This window comes from Ruegeria sp. AF8, from assembly GCF_056541825.1.
On record NZ_JBQFYW010000005.1, the window covers coordinates 39,738 to 57,378 of the forward strand.

19 protein-coding genes are annotated in these 17,641 nt (G+C 61.1%); 4 read left to right on the top strand and 15 right to left on the bottom strand.

Annotation, left to right across the window (positions count from 1 at the left end; all coding sequences use genetic code 11):
• From ACR0AO_RS10810 to ACR0AO_RS10850, 9 genes are all read right to left on the bottom strand, one after another.
• Entirely contained in the window at positions 1-1,530 is a 1,530-nt protein-coding gene (locus tag ACR0AO_RS10810) for an ABC transporter ATP-binding protein (protein ID WP_480603261.1), read from the bottom strand.
• Positions 1,531-1,657: 127 nt separating this feature from the next.
• Complete coding sequence (locus ACR0AO_RS10815; protein WP_480603263.1) at positions 1,658-2,656, bottom strand: BMP family lipoprotein; 999 nt, start codon at positions 2,654-2,656, stop codon at positions 1,658-1,660.
• A gap of 171 nt (positions 2,657-2,827) precedes the next feature.
• Positions 2,828-3,226, bottom strand: a complete 399-nt coding sequence (locus ACR0AO_RS10820) for a GNAT family N-acetyltransferase (protein ID WP_480603265.1) — start codon at positions 3,224-3,226, stop codon at positions 2,828-2,830.
• A gap of 11 nt (positions 3,227-3,237) precedes the next feature.
• The gene (tsaB, locus tag ACR0AO_RS10825) at positions 3,238-3,828 is read right to left on the bottom strand and encodes a tRNA (adenosine(37)-N6)-threonylcarbamoyltransferase complex dimerization subunit type 1 TsaB (RefSeq protein ID WP_480603267.1); all 591 of its coding nucleotides are present in this window, start codon (positions 3,826-3,828) and stop codon (positions 3,238-3,240) included.
• Positions 3,818-4,381 carry a NifU family protein gene (locus ACR0AO_RS10830; protein ID WP_480603269.1) on the bottom strand — a complete coding sequence of 188 codons (564 nt, stop codon included), beginning with the start codon at positions 4,379-4,381 and terminating at the stop codon, positions 3,818-3,820. The genes tsaB and ACR0AO_RS10830 overlap by 11 nt, the downstream gene beginning before the upstream one ends.
• Positions 4,382-4,450: 69 nt before the next feature.
• On the bottom strand, positions 4,451-5,044 hold the full coding sequence (locus ACR0AO_RS10835) for a DsbA family protein (RefSeq protein ID WP_480603272.1): 594 nt from the start codon (positions 5,042-5,044) through the stop codon (positions 4,451-4,453).
• Between the two features lie 8 nt (positions 5,045-5,052).
• Positions 5,053-5,508 carry a universal stress protein gene (locus ACR0AO_RS10840; protein WP_480603274.1) on the bottom strand — a complete coding sequence of 152 codons (456 nt, stop codon included), beginning with the start codon at positions 5,506-5,508 and terminating at the stop codon, positions 5,053-5,055.
• 69 nt (positions 5,509-5,577) lie between these two features.
• Entirely contained in the window at positions 5,578-6,441 is an 864-nt protein-coding gene (locus ACR0AO_RS10845) for a branched-chain amino acid aminotransferase (RefSeq protein ID WP_480603276.1), read from the bottom strand.
• A 61-nt stretch (positions 6,442-6,502) separates the two neighbouring features.
• On the bottom strand, positions 6,503-6,961 hold the full coding sequence (locus ACR0AO_RS10850) for an Lrp/AsnC family transcriptional regulator (RefSeq protein WP_480603278.1): 459 nt from the start codon (positions 6,959-6,961) through the stop codon (positions 6,503-6,505).
• Positions 6,962-7,092: 131 nt separating this feature from the next.
• Here ACR0AO_RS10850 and ACR0AO_RS10855 point away from each other — a divergent pair, with 131 nt between their 5' ends.
• The 3 genes from ACR0AO_RS10855 to ACR0AO_RS10865 all read left to right on the top strand — a co-directional run bounded on the left by ACR0AO_RS10855 (position 7,093) and on the right by ACR0AO_RS10865 (position 9,451).
• On the top strand, positions 7,093-8,142 hold the full coding sequence (locus ACR0AO_RS10855; protein WP_480603280.1) for a Glu/Leu/Phe/Val family dehydrogenase: 1,050 nt from the start codon (positions 7,093-7,095) through the stop codon (positions 8,140-8,142).
• Between the two features lie 188 nt (positions 8,143-8,330).
• Positions 8,331-8,819, top strand: a complete 489-nt coding sequence (locus ACR0AO_RS10860) for a peptidase associated/transthyretin-like domain-containing protein (protein WP_480603283.1) — start codon at positions 8,331-8,333, stop codon at positions 8,817-8,819.
• 95 nt (positions 8,820-8,914) lie between these two features.
• A complete protein-coding gene (locus ACR0AO_RS10865; protein ID WP_480603285.1) occupies positions 8,915-9,451 on the top strand; it encodes a ferric reductase-like transmembrane domain-containing protein in 537 nt (178 codons plus the stop codon).
• 27 nt (positions 9,452-9,478) lie between these two features.
• Here ACR0AO_RS10865 and trpS read toward each other — a convergent pair whose 3' ends face one another.
• Entirely contained in the window at positions 9,479-10,501 is a 1,023-nt protein-coding gene (gene trpS, locus ACR0AO_RS10870; protein ID WP_480603287.1) for a tryptophan--tRNA ligase, read from the bottom strand.
• 85 nt (positions 10,502-10,586) lie between these two features.
• Between trpS and ACR0AO_RS10875 the strand changes: the two genes are divergently transcribed.
• Positions 10,587-11,273, top strand: coding sequence for a rhomboid family intramembrane serine protease (locus ACR0AO_RS10875; RefSeq protein ID WP_480603289.1), 687 nt, complete (start codon positions 10,587-10,589; stop codon positions 11,271-11,273).
• Between the two features lie 15 nt (positions 11,274-11,288).
• On the opposite strand, the gene ACR0AO_RS10880 is transcribed toward ACR0AO_RS10875, so the two are convergent.
• The 5 genes from ACR0AO_RS10880 to ACR0AO_RS10900 form a co-directional block, all read right to left on the bottom strand.
• Positions 11,289-11,480 carry a YgaP family membrane protein gene (locus ACR0AO_RS10880; protein WP_480603291.1) on the bottom strand — a complete coding sequence of 64 codons (192 nt, stop codon included), beginning with the start codon at positions 11,478-11,480 and terminating at the stop codon, positions 11,289-11,291.
• Positions 11,481-11,552: 72 nt separating this feature from the next.
• The gene (locus tag ACR0AO_RS10885; RefSeq protein WP_480603293.1) at positions 11,553-12,137 is read right to left on the bottom strand and encodes a Crp/Fnr family transcriptional regulator; all 585 of its coding nucleotides are present in this window, start codon (positions 12,135-12,137) and stop codon (positions 11,553-11,555) included.
• Positions 12,134-13,675, bottom strand: a complete 1,542-nt coding sequence (murJ, locus tag ACR0AO_RS10890) for a murein biosynthesis integral membrane protein MurJ (protein ID WP_480603295.1) — start codon at positions 13,673-13,675, stop codon at positions 12,134-12,136. The genes ACR0AO_RS10885 and murJ overlap by 4 nt, the downstream gene beginning before the upstream one ends.
• Positions 13,672-16,488 (bottom strand): [protein-PII] uridylyltransferase, encoded by a 2,817-nt coding sequence (locus tag ACR0AO_RS10895; RefSeq protein WP_480603297.1) that lies wholly within the window; start codon positions 16,486-16,488, stop codon positions 13,672-13,674. Before ACR0AO_RS10895 ends, murJ begins: the two co-directional genes overlap by 4 nt.
• Positions 16,448-17,620 (bottom strand): penicillin-binding protein activator, encoded by a 1,173-nt coding sequence (locus ACR0AO_RS10900; RefSeq protein WP_480603299.1) that lies wholly within the window; start codon positions 17,618-17,620, stop codon positions 16,448-16,450. Before ACR0AO_RS10900 ends, ACR0AO_RS10895 begins: the two co-directional genes overlap by 41 nt.
• Positions 17,621-17,641: the final 21 nt, after the last annotated feature.

The window sequence follows — 17,641 nt, forward strand, 5'->3', positions numbered from 1 at the left end:
TTACGCGGCCTCCCCGGCCACACCGGCCATCAACAGGCCCAGCTCTTTTTCATCGGTTTCCTGTGGCAGGCGCTCGCCCATGATGTGCCCGTCGAACATCACCGCAATGCGGTCGGACAGCGAGAAAATCTCTTCCAGTTCGACCGAAACCAGCAGGATCGCCTTGCCCTGATCGCGCAGGGCGACGATCTGTTTGTGAATGAACTCGATGGCGCCAATATCGACACCGCGCGTCGGTTGGCCGACCAGCAGCAGATCGGGGTTGCGTTCGATCTCGCGCGCCACGACGATTTTCTGCTGGTTGCCGCCCGAGAAGTTCTTGGCCGCCAGCCAGCCATCCGCGGGACGGACATCGAACTTTTCGATCTTGCGCTCGGTATCGGCACGCAGGGCGGTATTGTCCATGAAGATACCGCGCTGATAGGCCGGATCGCGGTGATAACCGAAGGCGACGTTCTCCCAGGCATGGAAATCCATGATCAGCCCTTCGCGCTGGCGGTCCTCGGGGACGTGCGCGATGCCCTGAGCGCGCCGCGCCTGGCCGTCGGCGCCGTGGCCCCAAAGCGCCAGCGGCTCGCCGTTCAGCCTGATGTCGCCGGATGCCGGACGCATGCCGCCAAGGACTTCCAGCAGTTCGGACTGGCCATTCCCGGCGACGCCCGCGATGCCGAGGATTTCTCCGGCACGGACCGTCAGATCGATACCCTTGACGCGCTCGACACCCGTCTCGTCAATGACGCGCAAGCCTTCGATTTCGAGCACCGGTTTGCCTGGCTGCGCCGGCACCTTGTCGACCCGCAGCAGGACCTTGCGGCCCACCATGAGTTCGGCCAAGTGCTCGGGGTTGGTGTCGGATGTCTTGACGGTGGCCGTCATCTCGCCCCGGCGCATCACCGACACGGTATCGGTCGCCTCCATGATTTCACGCAGTTTGTGGGTAATCAGGATGATGGTTTTTCCTTCTTCCCGCAGGCGGTGGAGGATACGGAAAAGCTGATCCGCCTCGGCCGGGGTCAGAACTCCGGTGGGCTCGTCCAGGATCAGGATTTCGGCCTTGCGATACAGCGCCTTGAGGATCTCGACCCGCTGCTGCATTCCGACGCCGATCTCGTCGATGCGTTTGTCGGGATCGACGAAAAGCTCGTATTCTTCCTCGAGCGCCTTCAGCTCTTTACGTGCCTTGGCCAGTGAAGGTGCCAGAAGCCCGCCTTCCTCGGCACCCAGAACGATGTTTTCCAGGACGGTGAAATTCTCGACCAGCTTGAAATGCTGGAAAACCATGCCGATCCCGGCGGCAATAGCGGCCTGACTGTCGGGGATCTCGGTTTGGGTTCCGTTGATCCAGATCTCGCCCTTGTCGGCCTTGTAGAAGCCGTAGAGAATGCTCATCAACGTGGATTTGCCAGCGCCGTTTTCGCCGATGATCCCGTGGATTGTGCCGGGGGCGACGCTGATCGATATGTCCTTGTTTGCCTGGACCGGTCCAAAGGCCTTGGAAATCCCTTTGAGCTCGATTGCGGGAGCGGTCATGTCTTGTCCTCAATGGCCGACGGGGCCGATCATCCACCCGGACAGGCGTCTTCGCGGGGAAGAAAACCCGAAAGGGTTTGATGAGCGGCGCCAGGGGCTGGCGGGATTTCTCCCGCCAGACGTTGCATCAGAAGTTCAGCGCCGGGCAGCTGTCATTTTCATAATAGCTGGTCACGGCGACATTTCCGTCGATGATATCCTGGCGGGCCTTGTCTACGGCCGTTTTCATGTCATCGGAAACCAATGGCGCATTGTTGTCATCCATTGCATAGCCCACGCCATCATCCGCCAGTCCCATGGTGAAGACGCCGGTTTCAACGTCGGCGCCGGCTTTCATGGCGTCATAGACTGCAACGTCTACGCGCTTGAGCATCGAGGTGAGCACCTTGCCCGGATGCAAATGGTTCTGATTGCTGTCCACGCCGATCGACAGGATGCCTTCGTCGGCGGCAGTTTGCAGAACGCCGACACCGGTGCCGCCCGCCGCTGCGTAAATCACGTCAGCGCCCTGGCTGATCTGCGCCTTGGTCAGTTCAGAGCCCTTGACCGGGTCGTTCCAGGCAGCCGGAGTCGTGCCAGTCATGTTGGCCACGATCTTGACGTCCGGATTGACGGCCTTGGCACCCTGCGCATAGCCACAGCCAAAGTGACGGATCAGCGGGATGTCCATGCCGCCGATGAAACCGACGGTGCCGGATTTCGACGCCATCGCAGCCAGCATGCCAACCAGGTAAGATCCTTCATGTTCGGCAAAGCTGACCTGACGGATGTTTTCCGCATCCAGCCAGTTCACATCCACGGCCACGAATTTGGTGTCCGGATAGTCAGGCGCGACGGCGGCCAGCGGATCGGCCATGGCAAATCCCATGGTGATCACCGGGTTCGCGCCTGCTTCGGCAAAGCGGCGCAACGCTTGTTCGCGCTGAGCTTCGGACTGCAGCTCGATCTCGCGATAGGTGCCGCCGGTTTCCTCGGCCCAGCGCGATGCGCCGTTATGTGCGGCTTCGTTGAACGACTTGTCGAACTTGCCGCCGAGATCGAAGATCAGCGCCGGTTCGGCAAGCGCGGCTCCCGCGGTCATGGCGACGGCGGCTGCGGCACCCATCAGGGATTTCATGAGGGTCATTTTGTACTCCCGTTGTTTATTATCGGTCCGAGGCGGCGGAAATTTCCGCGGCCCCGCACAATGCGAGCAGAACTGCTGTGGTGCTGGCAATTAAGGCCGTTTGCAACAGTGGCGGTCAACCGCTTTTTCACGGGTTTTTGACCAGATGGTCTGAAAATCTGTTCCTTGCCGTCAGGGCAAGCTGCGCTCCATCAATATCGCGTCGGCGTTCTTGTCGCCTTGGCGCCGATAGTAGCCCCGGCGCAAACCGCAGGGCACATAGCCGCAACGGTCATAAAGGGCAATGGCCGGAGCGTTGTCGGCGGCAACGTCCAGAAACGCGCGATTGGCTCCCAAGAGCGCCGCCTTCTCCTGCCAATTCCGCATACAGGCGAGAGCCAGCCGTCGCCGTTGATGATCCGGGTGCGTCGCGATTGTCAGCAATTCGGCCTCGCCTGCGACGATCTGGAACAGAGCGAAACATTTCTCGTTGCCGAGAACATATGTGTAGGGGTTGGCGAGCAGATCGGCGAATTCCGCAGCGCGCCATGGTCGGGATTGCGTGAATGCCGCTGCGTGGGTCGCAGCCATCTGCGCCGGTGTCATCCGTCCAGCAGAACCGGTGGCACGTCGCTGGACGGAGCCGCGTCGGCGGGTCGAACATACAGCGGTGCGGGAGGTGAGATGTCCTGACGCCAGCGGGTGGCGGCGATGCGGGCGATGTTTTCCGCCAGAATTGCGGGCGACTCTTCACAAAACAAAGGCCCAAGCAATTCCGCTTGGCCGCGCGACAAGAGAGCCGGGTCGGATTCTGCGGCCCGGACATAGACCTGATCACGGGGGGCGGGGATGGCCGCAATGTGACCTTCGGGCGCGCTGAAGCTGTGGGACTCGAAGCCCGAAATGCCCACTGCCGGAATACCCAAACCCAGCGAAAGGCCGCGCGCGGCGGAGACCGAGATCCGAATACCGGTGAAATTGCCGGGGCCTACACCCACGCCGATGGCGTCCAGATCATGCCAGGTTGCCTCGGACCGGGCGAGAAGTTCTTCGACAAGTGGCATCAACCTTTCTGCCTGACCGCGCGCCATCGTTTCGGCGGTTGAAGCGACGAGCTCCGGTCCTCGCAACAAAGCGGCCGCGCAATGCGCGGCCGACGTGTCAAAGCCCAGAATCAATGGATCAGACGGCAACGGGCCGGACCTCGGTCACCTCGGGGATGTAGTGCCGCAGCAGGTTCTCGATACCCATTTTCAGCGTCAGCGTGGACGAAGGGCAACCCGCGCAGGCGCCTTGCATGTGCAGATAGACGACTCCACGATCGAATCCATGAAAAGTGATGTCACCGCCGTCCTGGGCAACGGCGGGGCGGACCCGGCTGTCCAGCAGTTCCTTGATCTGGTTGACGACCTCGGCATCCTCGCCATCATGATCCGCGTGACCCGTGGTGGTGGCGGCATCCGCGCCCATCACCGGCTGGCCGGATTGGTAATGCTCCATCACGGCGCCCAGAATGGCGGGTTTGATGTGATCCCATTCGACATCGTCCGCTTTTGTCACCGTTACGAAGTCATTGCCAAAAAATACACCGGTTACGCCATTCACGGTGAATATGCGTGCGGCAAGCGGCGAATTTGTTGCCGCCTCGATCGTGGGAAAATCAGCCGTGCCGGTTTCCAGAACCGTCTGGCCGGGCAGGAATTTCAAAGTCGCCGGATTTGGGGTCGATTCGGTCTGAATGAACATGGTGGCACTCCGTTTCACTTGGCATTGATATGCGGGCAGGAGCCGGGGAAGTCAATATTTGGAACGATTCTAAAGAGTGGCGGCAAACCGCAATGCCTGATCCAGCCGATCATCCCCCCAGAACAGCTCGTCAGCGACCGTGAAGCTGGGCGCGCCAAAGATGCCGAGGGCCTTGGCTTTCGCGCCCTGATCAAACAGTGCCGACTTGATCTCGGCGGAACCGGCGCGCTCGAACAGAGTTTCCGGTAAATTCGCGGCGGCAAGGCAGGCGGTCAGAACCGGCATGTCCGAGATATCCTGCCCTTTGCCGAACTCGGCATCGAACACGGCTCGTACAAACCGGCCCGCATTCCCGGTCTCTCGCGCCGCCAATGCCAGGCGGGCAGCCTTCAGCCCGTTTTGCGGGAACGGGTCAGGGCGCTGGAACGGCAGACTACGCGCTTTGCACAGACGCTCCATATCGCGCCACATATAGCGGCCCTTGGCGGGGTAGAGGTTGAATGGAGAATTGTCCCATCCCTGATCCGCAAAGATCGGACCCAGAAGGAACGGCTGCCAGTCCACCATGATACCATGTGCGGCGGCCGCATCTTCGATCCGCATTGCGCTGAGATACGAATAGGTCGAGGCGAATTCGAACCAGAACTGAATACGCCTCTGCATCTACCGCCTCAGGTTATCTCTTCGAGTTTTTCCTTGCTCAGATCGCCCGGAACGATGGTGATCGGAATCGGCAGGCTGCCGGAATTGCGGGTCAGTTGCGTCACCAGCGGGCCGGGGCCTTTTTTGTCGGTTCCGGCACCCAGAACCAGAACCCCGATTTCGGTGTCCGACTGCACATGCGAAATAATCTCGGGCACAGGTTCACCTTCGCGGATCGCCAGTTCCGGCTCAATGCCCTGCTTGTCGCGCATCCATTTGGCGAAAACCTCGAAATGCGCGTGAATCCGTTCGCGCGCTTCTTCGCGCATCATTTCGCCGACGCCGATCCAGTGGTTGAACTCATCCGGCGGGATCACCGACAGAATCGTAACGCCACCGCCAGTATGCGCCGCGCGCATCGCCGCAAAGCGCATGGCATTCAGGCATTCGCGACTGTCATCCAGAACGACCAGAAACTTACGCATACAGTACCTTTCAGTTTACGGCGATCATGCCTCAGCAAAATGCAACTGGCAACTGAGAGCACCAGTCGGTCACCCGTTTGATGCGGCCCAGTCCCAATACAACTCACGCACGCGTCGGGCGATAGGTCCAATTTGAAACTGCGTGTCGTCCAGCGCGGTCACGGGCGTGACCTTGTTCATGTTGCCGGACATGAATACTTCGTCGGCATCGTGGAAATCGGCGAAAGTCAGAACCTTTTCGTGAACGGTAACGCCATCGGCGCGCAAATTCTTGATATGTCGCGCACGGGTAATTCCGGCCAGAAACGTGCCGTTGGGAACGGGCGTGAACACCTCGCCATCCTTGACCATGAAGATGTTTGCCGTTGCCGTTTCGGCCACATTGCCCATGGCATCGGCCACCAGCGCGTTCGAAAACCCTTTCGCCCGAGCCTCGCGGATCATTCGGGCGTTGTTGGGATAAAGGCAGCCCGCCTTCGCGTTGACCACGGCATCCTCCAGCACCGGGCGACGAAAACGTGTCGTGGTCAGCGTCGCCGAGGCCGTTGCGGGAGCCAAGGGGATTTCCTCCAGACATACGGCAAAGGCGGTGCTGGCCTCTTTCGGAGCGATGGTGGTAATGTCGCCGTCCGTGGCCCAGTACATTGGCCTGATATAGACGGCTTTGTCGGGGTCATAGGTTTTCAACCCCTCGCGGATGATTTCAACCATGGCGTCGACGCTCATCGTGGGGGTAAGCATCAGCGCCTCGGCCGAACGATTGGTGCGTGAACAATGTGCATCGAGATCCGGGGACAATCCGTCAAAATAGCGCGCGCCGTCAAAGACCGAAGAACCAAGCCAGGCCCCGTGATCGGCCGCATGCATGATAGGGGTGTCACCGTCATGCCACGCGCCTTTGAAATACGTGCGAATATTGGTACCGGCGGCCATCTTTCTCTCCCTCGTTTGCGCGAAAGGTAGGGTGAGGTGGGTCAGAGGTCCAGACCTTTTGTCATTCCGGCATGGGCAGAACCTCGCGCTTGACCATGGTGCGCAGGGCGAAGTTGGACCTCAGATTGCGAATGCCGGGGATATGCATCAGGCGGTTTTCCAGAAACGTGTCGAATGCCGCAAGATCGGCGGCCACGACCCGCAGCAGAATATCACGCGATCCGGTCATGAGATAACACTCCATCACCTCCTCGCAGCGTCGGATCGCACGCTCGAACGCGTCGATGGCCGCCCGGTCCTGTTTGTCCAGTTCGACCGAGACGAAAATCGACACGCCCAGCCCAAGTTTCGACGGGTCAACCTGAGCGGCATAGCCGATGATCACCCCATCTTTCTGAAGCCGCTCCAGCCGCCTTGCGCAGGGTGTGGCAGACAGGCCAACCGTGTCCGCCAGTTCGGTGACGGTCATTCGACCGTCGCGTTGCAAGGCGCGGATGATTCTGCGGTCAATCTCGTCCATTCGGGTCTATTCCCTAATTTTTGGCAAGTTTTTAGGGAAACACGCTATCATATGGCCTTGCGGCAGGCAATCTTGGTGAAATCCGCTCTGAAATTCATGCGATGACTTGGGTAGGGCATTGGAGAGGACACATGAAATTAATTGCAGTCGATGCACCTGACCACGAGCAGGTCATCCAGTTTGAAGACGCCGCATTGGGCTTGAAAGGATTTATTGCGATACATTCCACTCAACTTGGCCCCGCTGCAGGCGGTGTTCGTATGCATCCCTATGGGCACCCGGCGGAGGCGCTGAACGATGCGTTGCGCCTGTCGCGCGGAATGACGTTCAAGAATGCCGCGGCCGACCTGCCTTTGGGCGGTGGCAAGGCTGTCATCATCGGTGATCCCGCCGCGGATAAGACGCCCGAACTGATGCAGGCTTTTGGCCGCGCGGTTCAAAGCCTCGATGGCCGCTATTGGACGGCTGAGGATATGGGCATGACTCCTGCAGACATGGCGATGATCGGAACCGAAACGCGTTTTGTCGCGGGTCTCGCGGAGGGGGCGTTTGCCAGCGGCGATCCTTCTCCGATCACCGCGCGCGGTATCTTCAACGCAATCCGGACGACGGCGCGGCACCGGTTCGGATCGGCAGATCTGGCCGGCAAAACCGTGTCAGTGCAGGGGTTGGGCCATGTGGGCCATCACCTGTGCGGTTTGCTGAATAAGGCCGGTGCCAGGTTGATCGTCACCGACATTGACGCCCAGCAGGTTGCGCGAGTGGCCGACGAGTTCGCCGCCAAGCCGGTGAAGCCAAACGCGATCTATGAGGCTGGGGCGGATATTTTCGCCCCCTGCGCCATAGGCGCGATCCTCAACGAGGCCAGTATCCCGTTGCTCAGGGTCGGCGCGGTGGCGGGTGGAGCCAACAACCAGCTGGCCACCAAGGCTGACGCGCAACGTCTGCACGAACGCGGCATTCTCTATGCGCCGGATTTCGTGGCCAATGGCGGCGGTATCATCAATGTGGCGACGGAAATCCTGAAAATTGCCAATCGCAAGGATTGGGTGGCGGGCAAGCTTGACGCGCTGGACCGGACGATGGACAGCATTTTGACCCGTGCGATCAACCAATCCGTCAGTCCCAATGACGTGGCCGAGGCGATCGTCCAGGACATCCTGCACCAAAAAGCGGCCTGAGGCGCGTCGATCCGCTCTGTCGATAATCGCGGCAGAGCGCGTTCACGAAACTTTGACCGCGCTTTGCCGTGTCTTTCCGTGCTCTGTTCCCGGAAACATCCCTGTCGTGCTATCATTTGTGGAAGCTCCGGCGTGACCGGTCCCGCAAGGTCGGTCGCGCAGCCGCCCGTTGGACAGGAGACATCCACATGCAGACTTCTCTCTTTACCCGCCGTTCTCTTCTCGCCACAGGTGGCGCTCTTGTGGTGACCGGTGTCTCTAGCCACCTGGTTCCTGCCCGCGCACAGGGACTTGCGCCGACGCTCTCAATGCGGGGCGGGGCCAACAACTATCTGCCTGGCGCGCCAATCGTGGAACGGATCGGGGGCGGAGGGTTCTGGATGACGGGCACGGTGCGCCGCGCCGGGGATGGTGCGCCGCTCGCTGGACAAAGAATCCAGATATGGGCGCACACGACCGAAGGGCACGAACGCGAACCGCGCAGCCACGGCGCCACGCTCACCGACGAGCATGGGGTTTTCCGGCTGGAAATGCCGCAGATTGTCCCCGCCTTCGGTCAGCCGCACGGTCATCTCGCCTATGACAGCGGCGAATTCGAAACTGTATTCCTGCGCCCCATCATGCCCAGCGCAAAAGACACCAGCCTGACAGCGCATTTCGTGCTACGGCCCGTCTGATCGCGGCGGTGTCCACGGGAGCCGGTCGAATCCGCGTGTTCCTGATTTGGAGTACGCTTGCGGTCGTACTCGTCGTGCCGGTCGCGGCCGCGGCCATGAGTCCGCTGTTAGCCTGGCGCAATCCGATCTACATCATGGCCGGGTTTGCCGGGGTTGTCGCGATGAGCTTATTGCTCGTACAGCCCCTTTTGGCAGGTGGGCGACTGCCGGGTCTGTCCAGATACCGCAGTCGGCGGTTGCATCGCTGGGTTGGCATCTGTCTGACTGCCGCGGTGATGGTTCATGTCGCCGGTCTCTGGATAACCAGCCCGCCGGATGTGGTCGATGCCCTGCTTTTCATGTCGCCGACGCCGTTCTCGGCCTGGGGTGTCATCGCGATGTGGGCGGTGTTCGCCGCCGCACTCCTGGCCGCGCTCCGGCGGCGCCTTCGATGGCGAAACTGGCGTATCGGTCACACCGCCTGCGCGGCGGTGGTCGTCATCGGGTGCATTGTGCATGCCCTGCTGATCCAGGGAACGATGGAGATACTGACCAAGGCCCTGCTCTGTGGGCTGGTCCTCGCCGCCACGGTCAAAACGTTCGCGGATTTGCGTGTGTGGTCGGCACGCGCCCGTGATGGCCCAAGACGCTGAAACCGGGCTGCTCGCATGACGTCGCCATCACCCGGCGCCGACCATCCCCACGATCTCATAGGTCTTGCGCAGGATCGGCACACTGATTTCACGCGCCCGCTCGGCGCCACGGGCGAGAATCCGGTCGATCTCGGCCTGATCGTCCATCAGCCGGGCCATCTCGCCCGAGATTGGTGCCAGCTTGGCGACCGCAAGGTCGGCCAGCATGGGCTTGAATTCACCGAACTGCCTGCCGCCGACCTCGGTTAGAACCTGATCGACGCTCCGGTCGGACAGCGCGGCGTAAATGTTGACCAGATTGCGCGCCTCAGGCCGCTCTTCCAGCCCCTTCGCCTCGGAGGGCAGGGCGTCGGGATCGGTCTTGGCCTTACGGATCTTTTTGGCGATGGTGTCGGCGTCGTCGGTCATGTTGATCCGGCTCATGTCCGAAGGATCGGATTTCGACATCTTCTTGGACCCATCGCGCAAGCTCATGACGCGGGTGGCGGCGCCCTCGATCACGGGTTCGGTCACTGGAAAGAAATCGACGCCGAAATCATTGTTGAACTTGATCGCGATGTCGCGGGTCAGTTCAAGATGTTGCTTCTGATCCTCACCCACCGGCACATGGGTGGCGTGATAGATCAGGATGTCGGCGGCCATCAGCGAGGGATAGGCAAACAGACCAAGCGAGGCGTTTTGCTGATTCTTGCCCGCCTTGTCCTTCCATTGAGTCATCCGCTGCATCCAGCCCATGCGGGCGACGCAGTTGAAGATCCAGGCCAGTTGCGCGTGTTCCGGCACCTGGCTTTGGTTGAACAGGATCGATTGTTCCGGGTCGATACCGGCGGCGATGAAACCCGCACAAAGTTCGCGTGTATTGTGCGCCAGCGCGGCGGGGTCCTGCCAGACGGTGATCGCGTGCAGATCGACCATGCAATAGATGGTCTCGAACTCTGCCCCCTGCATATCCACAAAGCGCTTCATCGCGCCAAGGTAGTTGCCAAGCGTCAGCCCGCCCGAGGGCTGGATGCCGGAAAACACCCGTGGCGTGAACTTTGTCTCGGTCATGGAAGGGAACTCCCGTCTGGAAAAATCGGCCCCCGTCGCTTACCCATGAGGTCAAGGGACGTCAACAGCCGCGAAAGGCCAGCCCATGAGCAGTGACCATTACACCCCAGCCGTGAACCCGCTGCCACCCGTTGTAGTGGCTCTGGTGCTGTTCATCATGGGGATCGAACTGGCGTTTTCACTTGGTGCGCGCGGGCTGGTCGGCGGGCCAGAGGCGATAGGCTGGCGTCTGGCCGCGATTCAGTCCTATGCGTTTTCGGCGGACATCTTTGACTGGATGGTCGAAACCGGGCGCTGGCCGGTCGAGCATGTCATCCGCTTTGTCACCTATCCCTTCGTGCATGGCAGTTTCACCCAGGCCGTCTTTGTCTGTGTGTTCGTTCTGGCCATGGGCAAGATGGTGGGCGAGGTGTTCGGCAGCGTCGCCATGATCCTGATCTTCGTCCTGTCCGGCATCGGCGGGGCGTTGGCCTATGCCATCATTCTAGATCCGCGCTATCCGCTGATCGGCGGATTTCCGGCGGTCTATGGTCTGATTGGGGCCTTCACTTGGCTCTTGTGGCGGAAACTGTCGCTGGTCGGGGCCCATCAGGCCCGCGCTTTCAGTCTCATTGCGGTGCTGATGGGGCTGCAACTGCTGTTCGGCCTGCTGTTTGGCGGCACCGGAGATTGGGTCGCCGATCTGGGTGGATTTGCCACCGGTTTCGGGCTGTCCTTCTTCCTTGCGCCGGGGGGATGGGCGCGGATCGTAGGCCGGATGCGCCGGGATTGACCCGGCGCAACGGCATTATTCTTTCAGGGGGCAGGTGCTGAAGCCCAGTACGTGATAGAGCGGGCAATAACCGATAAGCCCGGTCACCAGCGGGATGACCCCGATCAGGCCCCACATGCTTTGCGGGCCGATCACGGTCAGTGACAGCAGAACCAGGCCCAGCAGAACACGGGCGGCGCGATCAAAGGTTCCTTCGTTGCGGATCATGTTGATTCTCCGATTTCAGATCAGTCGATGGAACCGTTCTGCCCTGATTTGGGAGCTCTGTCGGTGACAGTGTCACCGTTCGTCCTCAGCAAGCCGTTCCAGACCGGGCCGGTCCAGTACCGCAATCCTGCCGCGGGCCAGCCCGACCAGTCCAAGGCGGGTGAATTCGCCCAGTCGACGGCTGACAAAGGCCCTTCCCGAGGCGGTTTCGGTGGCCAGCGCATCATGGGTGGTATGTACCACGCCATTTTTTTCCAGCCGCAGCAGGGTACGGGCGAGGCGGGCGTCAAAGCCGGTGAGCGCGACGTCCTGGACCAGTTGTTCGAAGTCGGCAAAACGGCGGGCCACCGCCGTCAGGACTTCGGTTCGAAAGCCATCGTCCGATGTCATGGCCGAGCGAAAGGCCGCATGGGAGATGATTTCCCCCTTGATCGCGGTTTCGGCTATCCCTTCGGCGGAATAGCTGCGCCCTTCGGTGAGGCAAGCGAAGGTTTGCAGGCATACGTCACCCGGCTGGACGCGGTAAAGCACGACTTCGCGCCCGTTTGGTGCGGTCAGGGTCACCCGGATCGTGCCAGAGGTGAGCCGGACAAAGCCGGGGCATTCCTGACCGGGGCGGAAAACCACGGTTCCTGCGGGGCAATCAAGGATGCTCATGACCGGCGCATCGCCCGTTTGAATTCCGACATGCGGAACGCGCCAAGGGCCAGACCCGAGCCGAAATAGATGACGGCCGCGGCGGCAATCAGGCCGACCAACGCCGGATACCGCCAGCTCGGCACTGTGAACACCCAACCGAACAGCGCGACAATTGTGAACAGGACTATACCCATGATTGCCGAGGCCAAGACGATCCGCCAGGTGCGTTCCCGGAACCTTTCATCGAACCGGGCGACCTCGCCCATGCGACGCGCGCCCAGCGCGAGTTGCAGGACCATGACCCAGCCTGCGACCGAGGTCGCAATAGCCGGAGCGATCCAGCCGATCACCGGAAGAAGACCAAAGGCAAGAACCGCATTGATCACCATCGCGACCACCGCATAGCGAAAGGGTGATTTGGTGTCTTCTCGGGCAAAGAACAGCGGTTGGAGCAGCTTTTGCAGCATGAAGGATGGCAGGCCCAGCCCATAGATGGCGACCGCAAGGGCGGTTGCGGCGCTGTCTGCGGCGCTGAACTGGCCACGCTCGAACAGGACCGAAACAAGCGGCAAAGGGACAACCACCAGCGCCACGGTGGAAGGGATGGTCAAGAACATCGAAAACTCGCCCGCCCGCGAGAAGGCATCGCGCGCGCCAGCGTCATCCCCGGCCCGCAAGCGGCGCGACAGATCGGGCAGCAACACAATCCCAACGGCGATGCCCACGACGCCCAGCGGGAGTTGGTACAGCCGGTCGGCGGCAAAAAGCCAGCTTACGGCTTTTTCGGTTTTCGACGCGACCAGCTGACCAACGACAAGATTCACCTGCGTCACGCCCATTGCCAGCGCGGCGGGCAGTGCGACGCGCACCATATGGCGCATCTCGGGCGTCAGGCGGGGCAGACCGGGGCGGAGGCGGATGCCCGCCCGTTCGGTCGCGACCCAGACCAGCGCCAGTTGCGCGATACCTGCAACAGGGATGACCCAGATCAGCCAGGTGATGGCTTCGCCGCCGGACAATGTACCGGCTATCAGCGCCGCGCATGCAAAGATGTTCAAAAGGACAGGGGCGGCTGCGGCGGCCGCAAACCGGCCGGTGGCGTTCAGAACCCCGGAAAACAGCGCAGATAGTGACATGAACAGGATGTAGGGAAAGACGACATGGCCGTACCCCACGGCCATATCGAACCGTTCGTCCCCGTGGAACCCCTGGGCGGTGATCCAGACCAGCGCGGGCATAAAGACCATCGCCAGACCGACCAGCGCCAGAACCGCCGCGCCAAGCAGGTTGAAGGCGTCACGCGCGAAGCCTTCGGCGTTCTCGCCGCCTTCCAGCCGTTTCGAGAACATCGGCACGAAGGCCGCGTTGAAGGCGCCTTCGGCAAAGAAGCGGCGGAACATGTTGGGCAGGCGGAAAGCGGCAACAAATGCATCCATCACCGGGCCGGGCCCGATAAAGGCGGCCAGCAGGATTTCCCGCAAGAAACCCAGAATCCGGCTGGCAAGGGTCCAGAACCCTACCGTGAACAGGCCCGATAGCAGTCGAATGGGCTTCATGAGGCAGCCCGCGCGGCGCCTTCAGTAATGGCTTTGCGCAATTTGGCCTCAAGCCCGCGCTGCTTGCTTTCGGAATAGTACTTCAATCCGAACATGTCCTTGACATAAAAGGTATCGACCACCTGTTCGCCATAGGTCGCGATGACCGCGTTGGCGATATAGATATTGGCGGCGGCCAACGTTCGGGTCAGGTCATAGAGCAGGCCGGGCCGGTCGCGGGTGTCCACCTCGATGATCGTATAGATCTCGGACCCGTCATTGTCGAAGGTAATATGCGTCGGTACGTTGAAAGCCTTTTCGCGCTTTTTGATCTTGTCGCGCGACTTGAGCGCGTCCCGCGCCACGACTTCGCCCTTCAGCGTCTTGTGGATCATCTGCGTCAGGCGCGGCAGGCGCGCGGTTTCAAACGGGTGGCCCGCAGCATCCTGAATCCAGAAGGCGTCGGTGACATATCCATCCTTGGTGGTGTAACTGCGGGCGTCGACCACGTTGGCACCCGCCAGCGCCAGCGCGCCCGCGATGCGGGCGAAGATGCCGGGGTGGTCACCCATCGCGAAACAGGCGCGGGTGGCATCACGGTCTTCGTCCGGGTGCAGCCGGATTTCCATCGCGCCTTCATCGCCGCTTTCATCCAGAATCCGCAGCATGTCGGCGAATTCCACGTGGGTCGACAGTTTCAGGCCCTGCCAATATGGATCGTAATGCCGCGCGGTTTCGGTTTTGAGATCGACCTTGGACCAAGCCCCCAACGCCTCACGCAGCGCCTTTTTGGCTTCGGCGCCCCGGTTGGAGCGGTTGAGATCCTCCATGCCCGTTTCCAACGCGCGTTTGGTCTCGGCATGCAGCGCCCGCAACAGCGTGGCCTTCCAGTTGTTCCAGGTGTTCGGTCCGACCCCGCGAATGTCACAGACGGTAAGAACCGTAAGCAGGTCCAGCCGTTTGACAGTCTGAACCGCCTTGGCGAAATCGCGAACGGTGCGCGGGTCCGAGATATCGCGCTTTTGTGCCATGTCGGACATCAGCAGGTGATACCGCACCAGCCATTCCACGGTCTCGCTGTCGGCTTTGTTCAATCCCAGCCGCGGCGCCACCTTGCGGGCGATCCTTGCACCCAGTATCGAATGATCCTCGGGCCGCCCCTTGGCAATGTCATGCAGCAGCAGGGCGACATACAGAACCTTGCGGTTCACGCCGCGCTTGAGGATGGACGAGGCCAGCGGCAATTCCTCGATCAACTCGCCCCTTTCGATCTGGGCCAGATTGACGATGGTCTGGATCGTATGCTCGTCCACCGTATAGCTGTGATACATGTTGAACTGCATCATCGCGACGATGGGCTCGAATTCCGGTAGAAAGACCGACAGCACACCCAGTTCGTTCATGCGCCGAAGGGCACGCTCCGGGTTGCCGTGCTTGAGCATCAGGTCAAGGAAAATGCGCTGGGCTTCCTTGTCGTGACGCATGTCCTCATCAATCAGATTAAGGTTTGCTGTCACCAGCCGCATGGCGTCGGGGTGAATCAGCATTCCGGTCCGCAACCCTTCTTCGAAAAGGCGCAGCAGGTTCATCTTGTCGGCCAGAAACTTGTTTTCATCTGCCACGGCCAGCCGCCCATGCACCACCCTATAGCCGGTCTTCAGCCTGCGGCGGCGGCGAAGAATCCGTTGCAGCAAGGGGGCGCTCTTCATATGCGCGGCTTCGAGCTTGGTCAGGAAGATGCGGGTCAGTTCACCGACGCGCGTGGCTTCGCGAAAGTATTTCTGCATGAAGATTTCGACGCCCCGCCGCCCGGCGCGATCCTGATACCCCATGCGTTCGGCCACTTCGACCTGCAGATCAAAGGTCAGTTGTTCGGTGGCCCGTCCCGTCACCAGATGCAGATGTGAGCGGACCGCCCAAAGAAAATCCTCGGCCTGTACGAATGTGCTGAACTCATCCTTGGTGAACAGGCCCAGCGGCACCAGTTCCGCCACGTCCTGAACGTCATAGACATACTTGGCGATCCAATAAAGCGATTGAAGGTCGCGCAGGCCCCCTTTGCCTTCCTTCACGTTCGGTTCGACCATATAGCGCTCACCCTGTTTGTGGTGGCGCTCGTCCCGCTCGTTGAGTTTGGCCTCGATGAATTCGCTCTCCGATCCCTTGAAGAGGTCGGAACGAAGGCGCTTGTCCAACTCTTTCGCCAGCGCCCGATCTCCGACCAGAAAGCGATGTTCCAGCATCGCCGTGCGGATGGTGAAATCGTCCGCGCCAAGACGCAGGCAGTCCTTGATGGTGCGCGAGGAATGCCCGACCTTCAGCCGCAGGTCCCACAGCATGTAGAGCATGGACTCGATCACGCTCTCGGCCCAGGCCGTGATCTTGTAGGGTGTCAGGAACAGCAGGTCGACATCCGAAAACGGCGCCATCTCGCCGCGGCCATAGCCGCCAACAGCCAGAACCGCGATACGCTCGCCCTGTGTCGGATTGGCCAGTGGGTGCAGGACCTCGATGGCGACATGCAGCGCGGTATGCACCATCCCGTCGGTCAGATAGGTGTAGGCCCGCGTCAGCGGCCCCGCGGCGAAAGGTTGCCCGGCAAAGGCATCGGCAATGGCGGCGCGGCCCGTTTTCTGGACGTCGCGCAGAATCCGCACGACCTCGGCGCGCAGGGCCGTGTTGTCGTCACAGGTTCCCTGCAACTCGGCGATGCGCGCGCGCACGGCGTCATGATCAAAAATCGCTTCGGGCGCGCAGATCAACTCGCCATCGGGTCGGGATAAGGTTGCCGGATCAGAAACCGGCGCCGGAGAAGCTTGCTGGGGCAGGGTCAATCACAACCACCTGTTTGTTCTGGATCGTGGCCACGGCCAGTCCGCGTTCATTTGTACCATCGGGCCGCAAACGGAATATGCCGCCCACCCCCTGAAAACCCGCGCCTTGCGTCAGGGCCGCACCCGTCAATGCATCCGATTTGCCCGAGTTGACCAGTGCGCCGATTGCCGCGATACCGTCATAGGCCAGACCGCCGATGGGATGCGGCGAACCGCCATAGGTCGCCTGATAGCGCGCGTTGAAAGCCTGGGCCTTGGATGGGTCGGGCAGGGCGAACCAGCCTCCCTGAACGCCCGGCAGTTCCAGCGTCTGCGCCGGGATGTCCCAGCGTGTCAGTCCGATGAACTGCGTGATTGCGGGCGACACGCCCGCTTCGGGCAACAGCTGGCTGTAAAGTGGCAGGGCACCGGCTGTGGTCGCGGTCAAAAAGAGCGAATCCGCGCCTGATGCATCCACCGTCGACTTGATCGTCGGAACCGAGTTGATGACCCCCTGTTGTGAGCGTTCATATCCAACATCACCCGCCTTGCGCACACTGGTCTGGCCAATGGCACGGTCGATGGCGGCTTTGCCGACTTGCCCCGCCTCGTCATTGCTATAGACCACAACCATGTTGGTCTTGCCCTGCCGCGCTGCATAGTTGGCCAGGCGGTTGGCGGTGTTGTCGAAGGTCGGCCCAAGAACAAAGACGTTTCCACCGGCGATGTTGGTGTTGTTCGAAAAAGACAGCAGGTTGACGTTGTCGTCCAGCACGGCCAGCCCCGCCGAGTTTGCGGCCTGCGCATAAACCGGACCGAGGATGATCTTGGCCCCGTCATCCACCGCCTGTTGCGCCACCGCTGCCGCCGTGGTCGCATTGCCCGCCGTGTCATAGACCCGCAGATCGATCTGAACGTTCTGTAAATCAGCGATGGCCAGCCGCGCCGAATTCTCAAGGCTTTGCGCGAGAACCGCGTCGCCCGACTGCGGCGAGCCGAGCGGCACAAGCAGGGCGACCGGCACCGGTTTGGATGTGTTGATCGACGGACCGCCGCTGGTGGCGACAGGATCGCAGGCCGAGAGGAAAAGGGTTGTTGCAATTGCAATTGAGGACAGGGCCAGTTTGCGGGCGGGCTTGCCAAGGCTGAACATCTAAATCAAAACTCCCTGATC

Excerpts from the sequence above, each read along its gene's own strand:
- ACR0AO_RS10810 (WP_480603261.1), bottom strand. The coding sequence starts at position 1,530 with ATGACCGCTCCCGCAATCGAGCTCAAAGGGATTTCCAAGGCCTTTGGA.
- ACR0AO_RS10815 (WP_480603263.1), bottom strand. The coding sequence starts at position 2,656 with ATGACCCTCATGAAATCCCTGATGGGTGCCGCAGCCGCCGTCGCCATG.
- ACR0AO_RS10820 (WP_480603265.1), bottom strand. The coding sequence starts at position 3,226 with ATGGCTGCGACCCACGCAGCGGCATTCACGCAATCCCGACCATGGCGC.
- ACR0AO_RS10830 (WP_480603269.1), bottom strand. The coding sequence starts at position 4,381 with ATGTTCATTCAGACCGAATCGACCCCAAATCCGGCGACTTTGAAATTC.
- ACR0AO_RS10835 (WP_480603272.1), bottom strand. The coding sequence starts at position 5,044 with ATGCAGAGGCGTATTCAGTTCTGGTTCGAATTCGCCTCGACCTATTCG.
- ACR0AO_RS10840 (WP_480603274.1), bottom strand. The coding sequence starts at position 5,508 with ATGCGTAAGTTTCTGGTCGTTCTGGATGACAGTCGCGAATGCCTGAAT.
- ACR0AO_RS10845 (WP_480603276.1), bottom strand. The coding sequence starts at position 6,441 with ATGGCCGCCGGTACCAATATTCGCACGTATTTCAAAGGCGCGTGGCAT.
- ACR0AO_RS10850 (WP_480603278.1), bottom strand. The coding sequence starts at position 6,961 with ATGGACGAGATTGACCGCAGAATCATCCGCGCCTTGCAACGCGACGGT.
- ACR0AO_RS10855 (WP_480603280.1), top strand. The coding sequence starts at position 7,093 with ATGAAATTAATTGCAGTCGATGCACCTGACCACGAGCAGGTCATCCAG.
- ACR0AO_RS10860 (WP_480603283.1), top strand. The coding sequence starts at position 8,331 with ATGCAGACTTCTCTCTTTACCCGCCGTTCTCTTCTCGCCACAGGTGGC.
- ACR0AO_RS10865 (WP_480603285.1), top strand. The coding sequence starts at position 8,915 with ATGAGTCCGCTGTTAGCCTGGCGCAATCCGATCTACATCATGGCCGGG.
- trpS (WP_480603287.1), bottom strand. The coding sequence starts at position 10,501 with ATGACCGAGACAAAGTTCACGCCACGGGTGTTTTCCGGCATCCAGCCC.
- ACR0AO_RS10875 (WP_480603289.1), top strand. The coding sequence starts at position 10,587 with ATGAGCAGTGACCATTACACCCCAGCCGTGAACCCGCTGCCACCCGTT.
- ACR0AO_RS10880 (WP_480603291.1), bottom strand. The coding sequence starts at position 11,480 with ATGATCCGCAACGAAGGAACCTTTGATCGCGCCGCCCGTGTTCTGCTG.
- ACR0AO_RS10885 (WP_480603293.1), bottom strand. The coding sequence starts at position 12,137 with ATGAGCATCCTTGATTGCCCCGCAGGAACCGTGGTTTTCCGCCCCGGT.
- murJ (WP_480603295.1), bottom strand. The coding sequence starts at position 13,675 with ATGAAGCCCATTCGACTGCTATCGGGCCTGTTCACGGTAGGGTTCTGG.
- ACR0AO_RS10900 (WP_480603299.1), bottom strand. The coding sequence starts at position 17,620 with ATGTTCAGCCTTGGCAAGCCCGCCCGCAAACTGGCCCTGTCCTCAATT.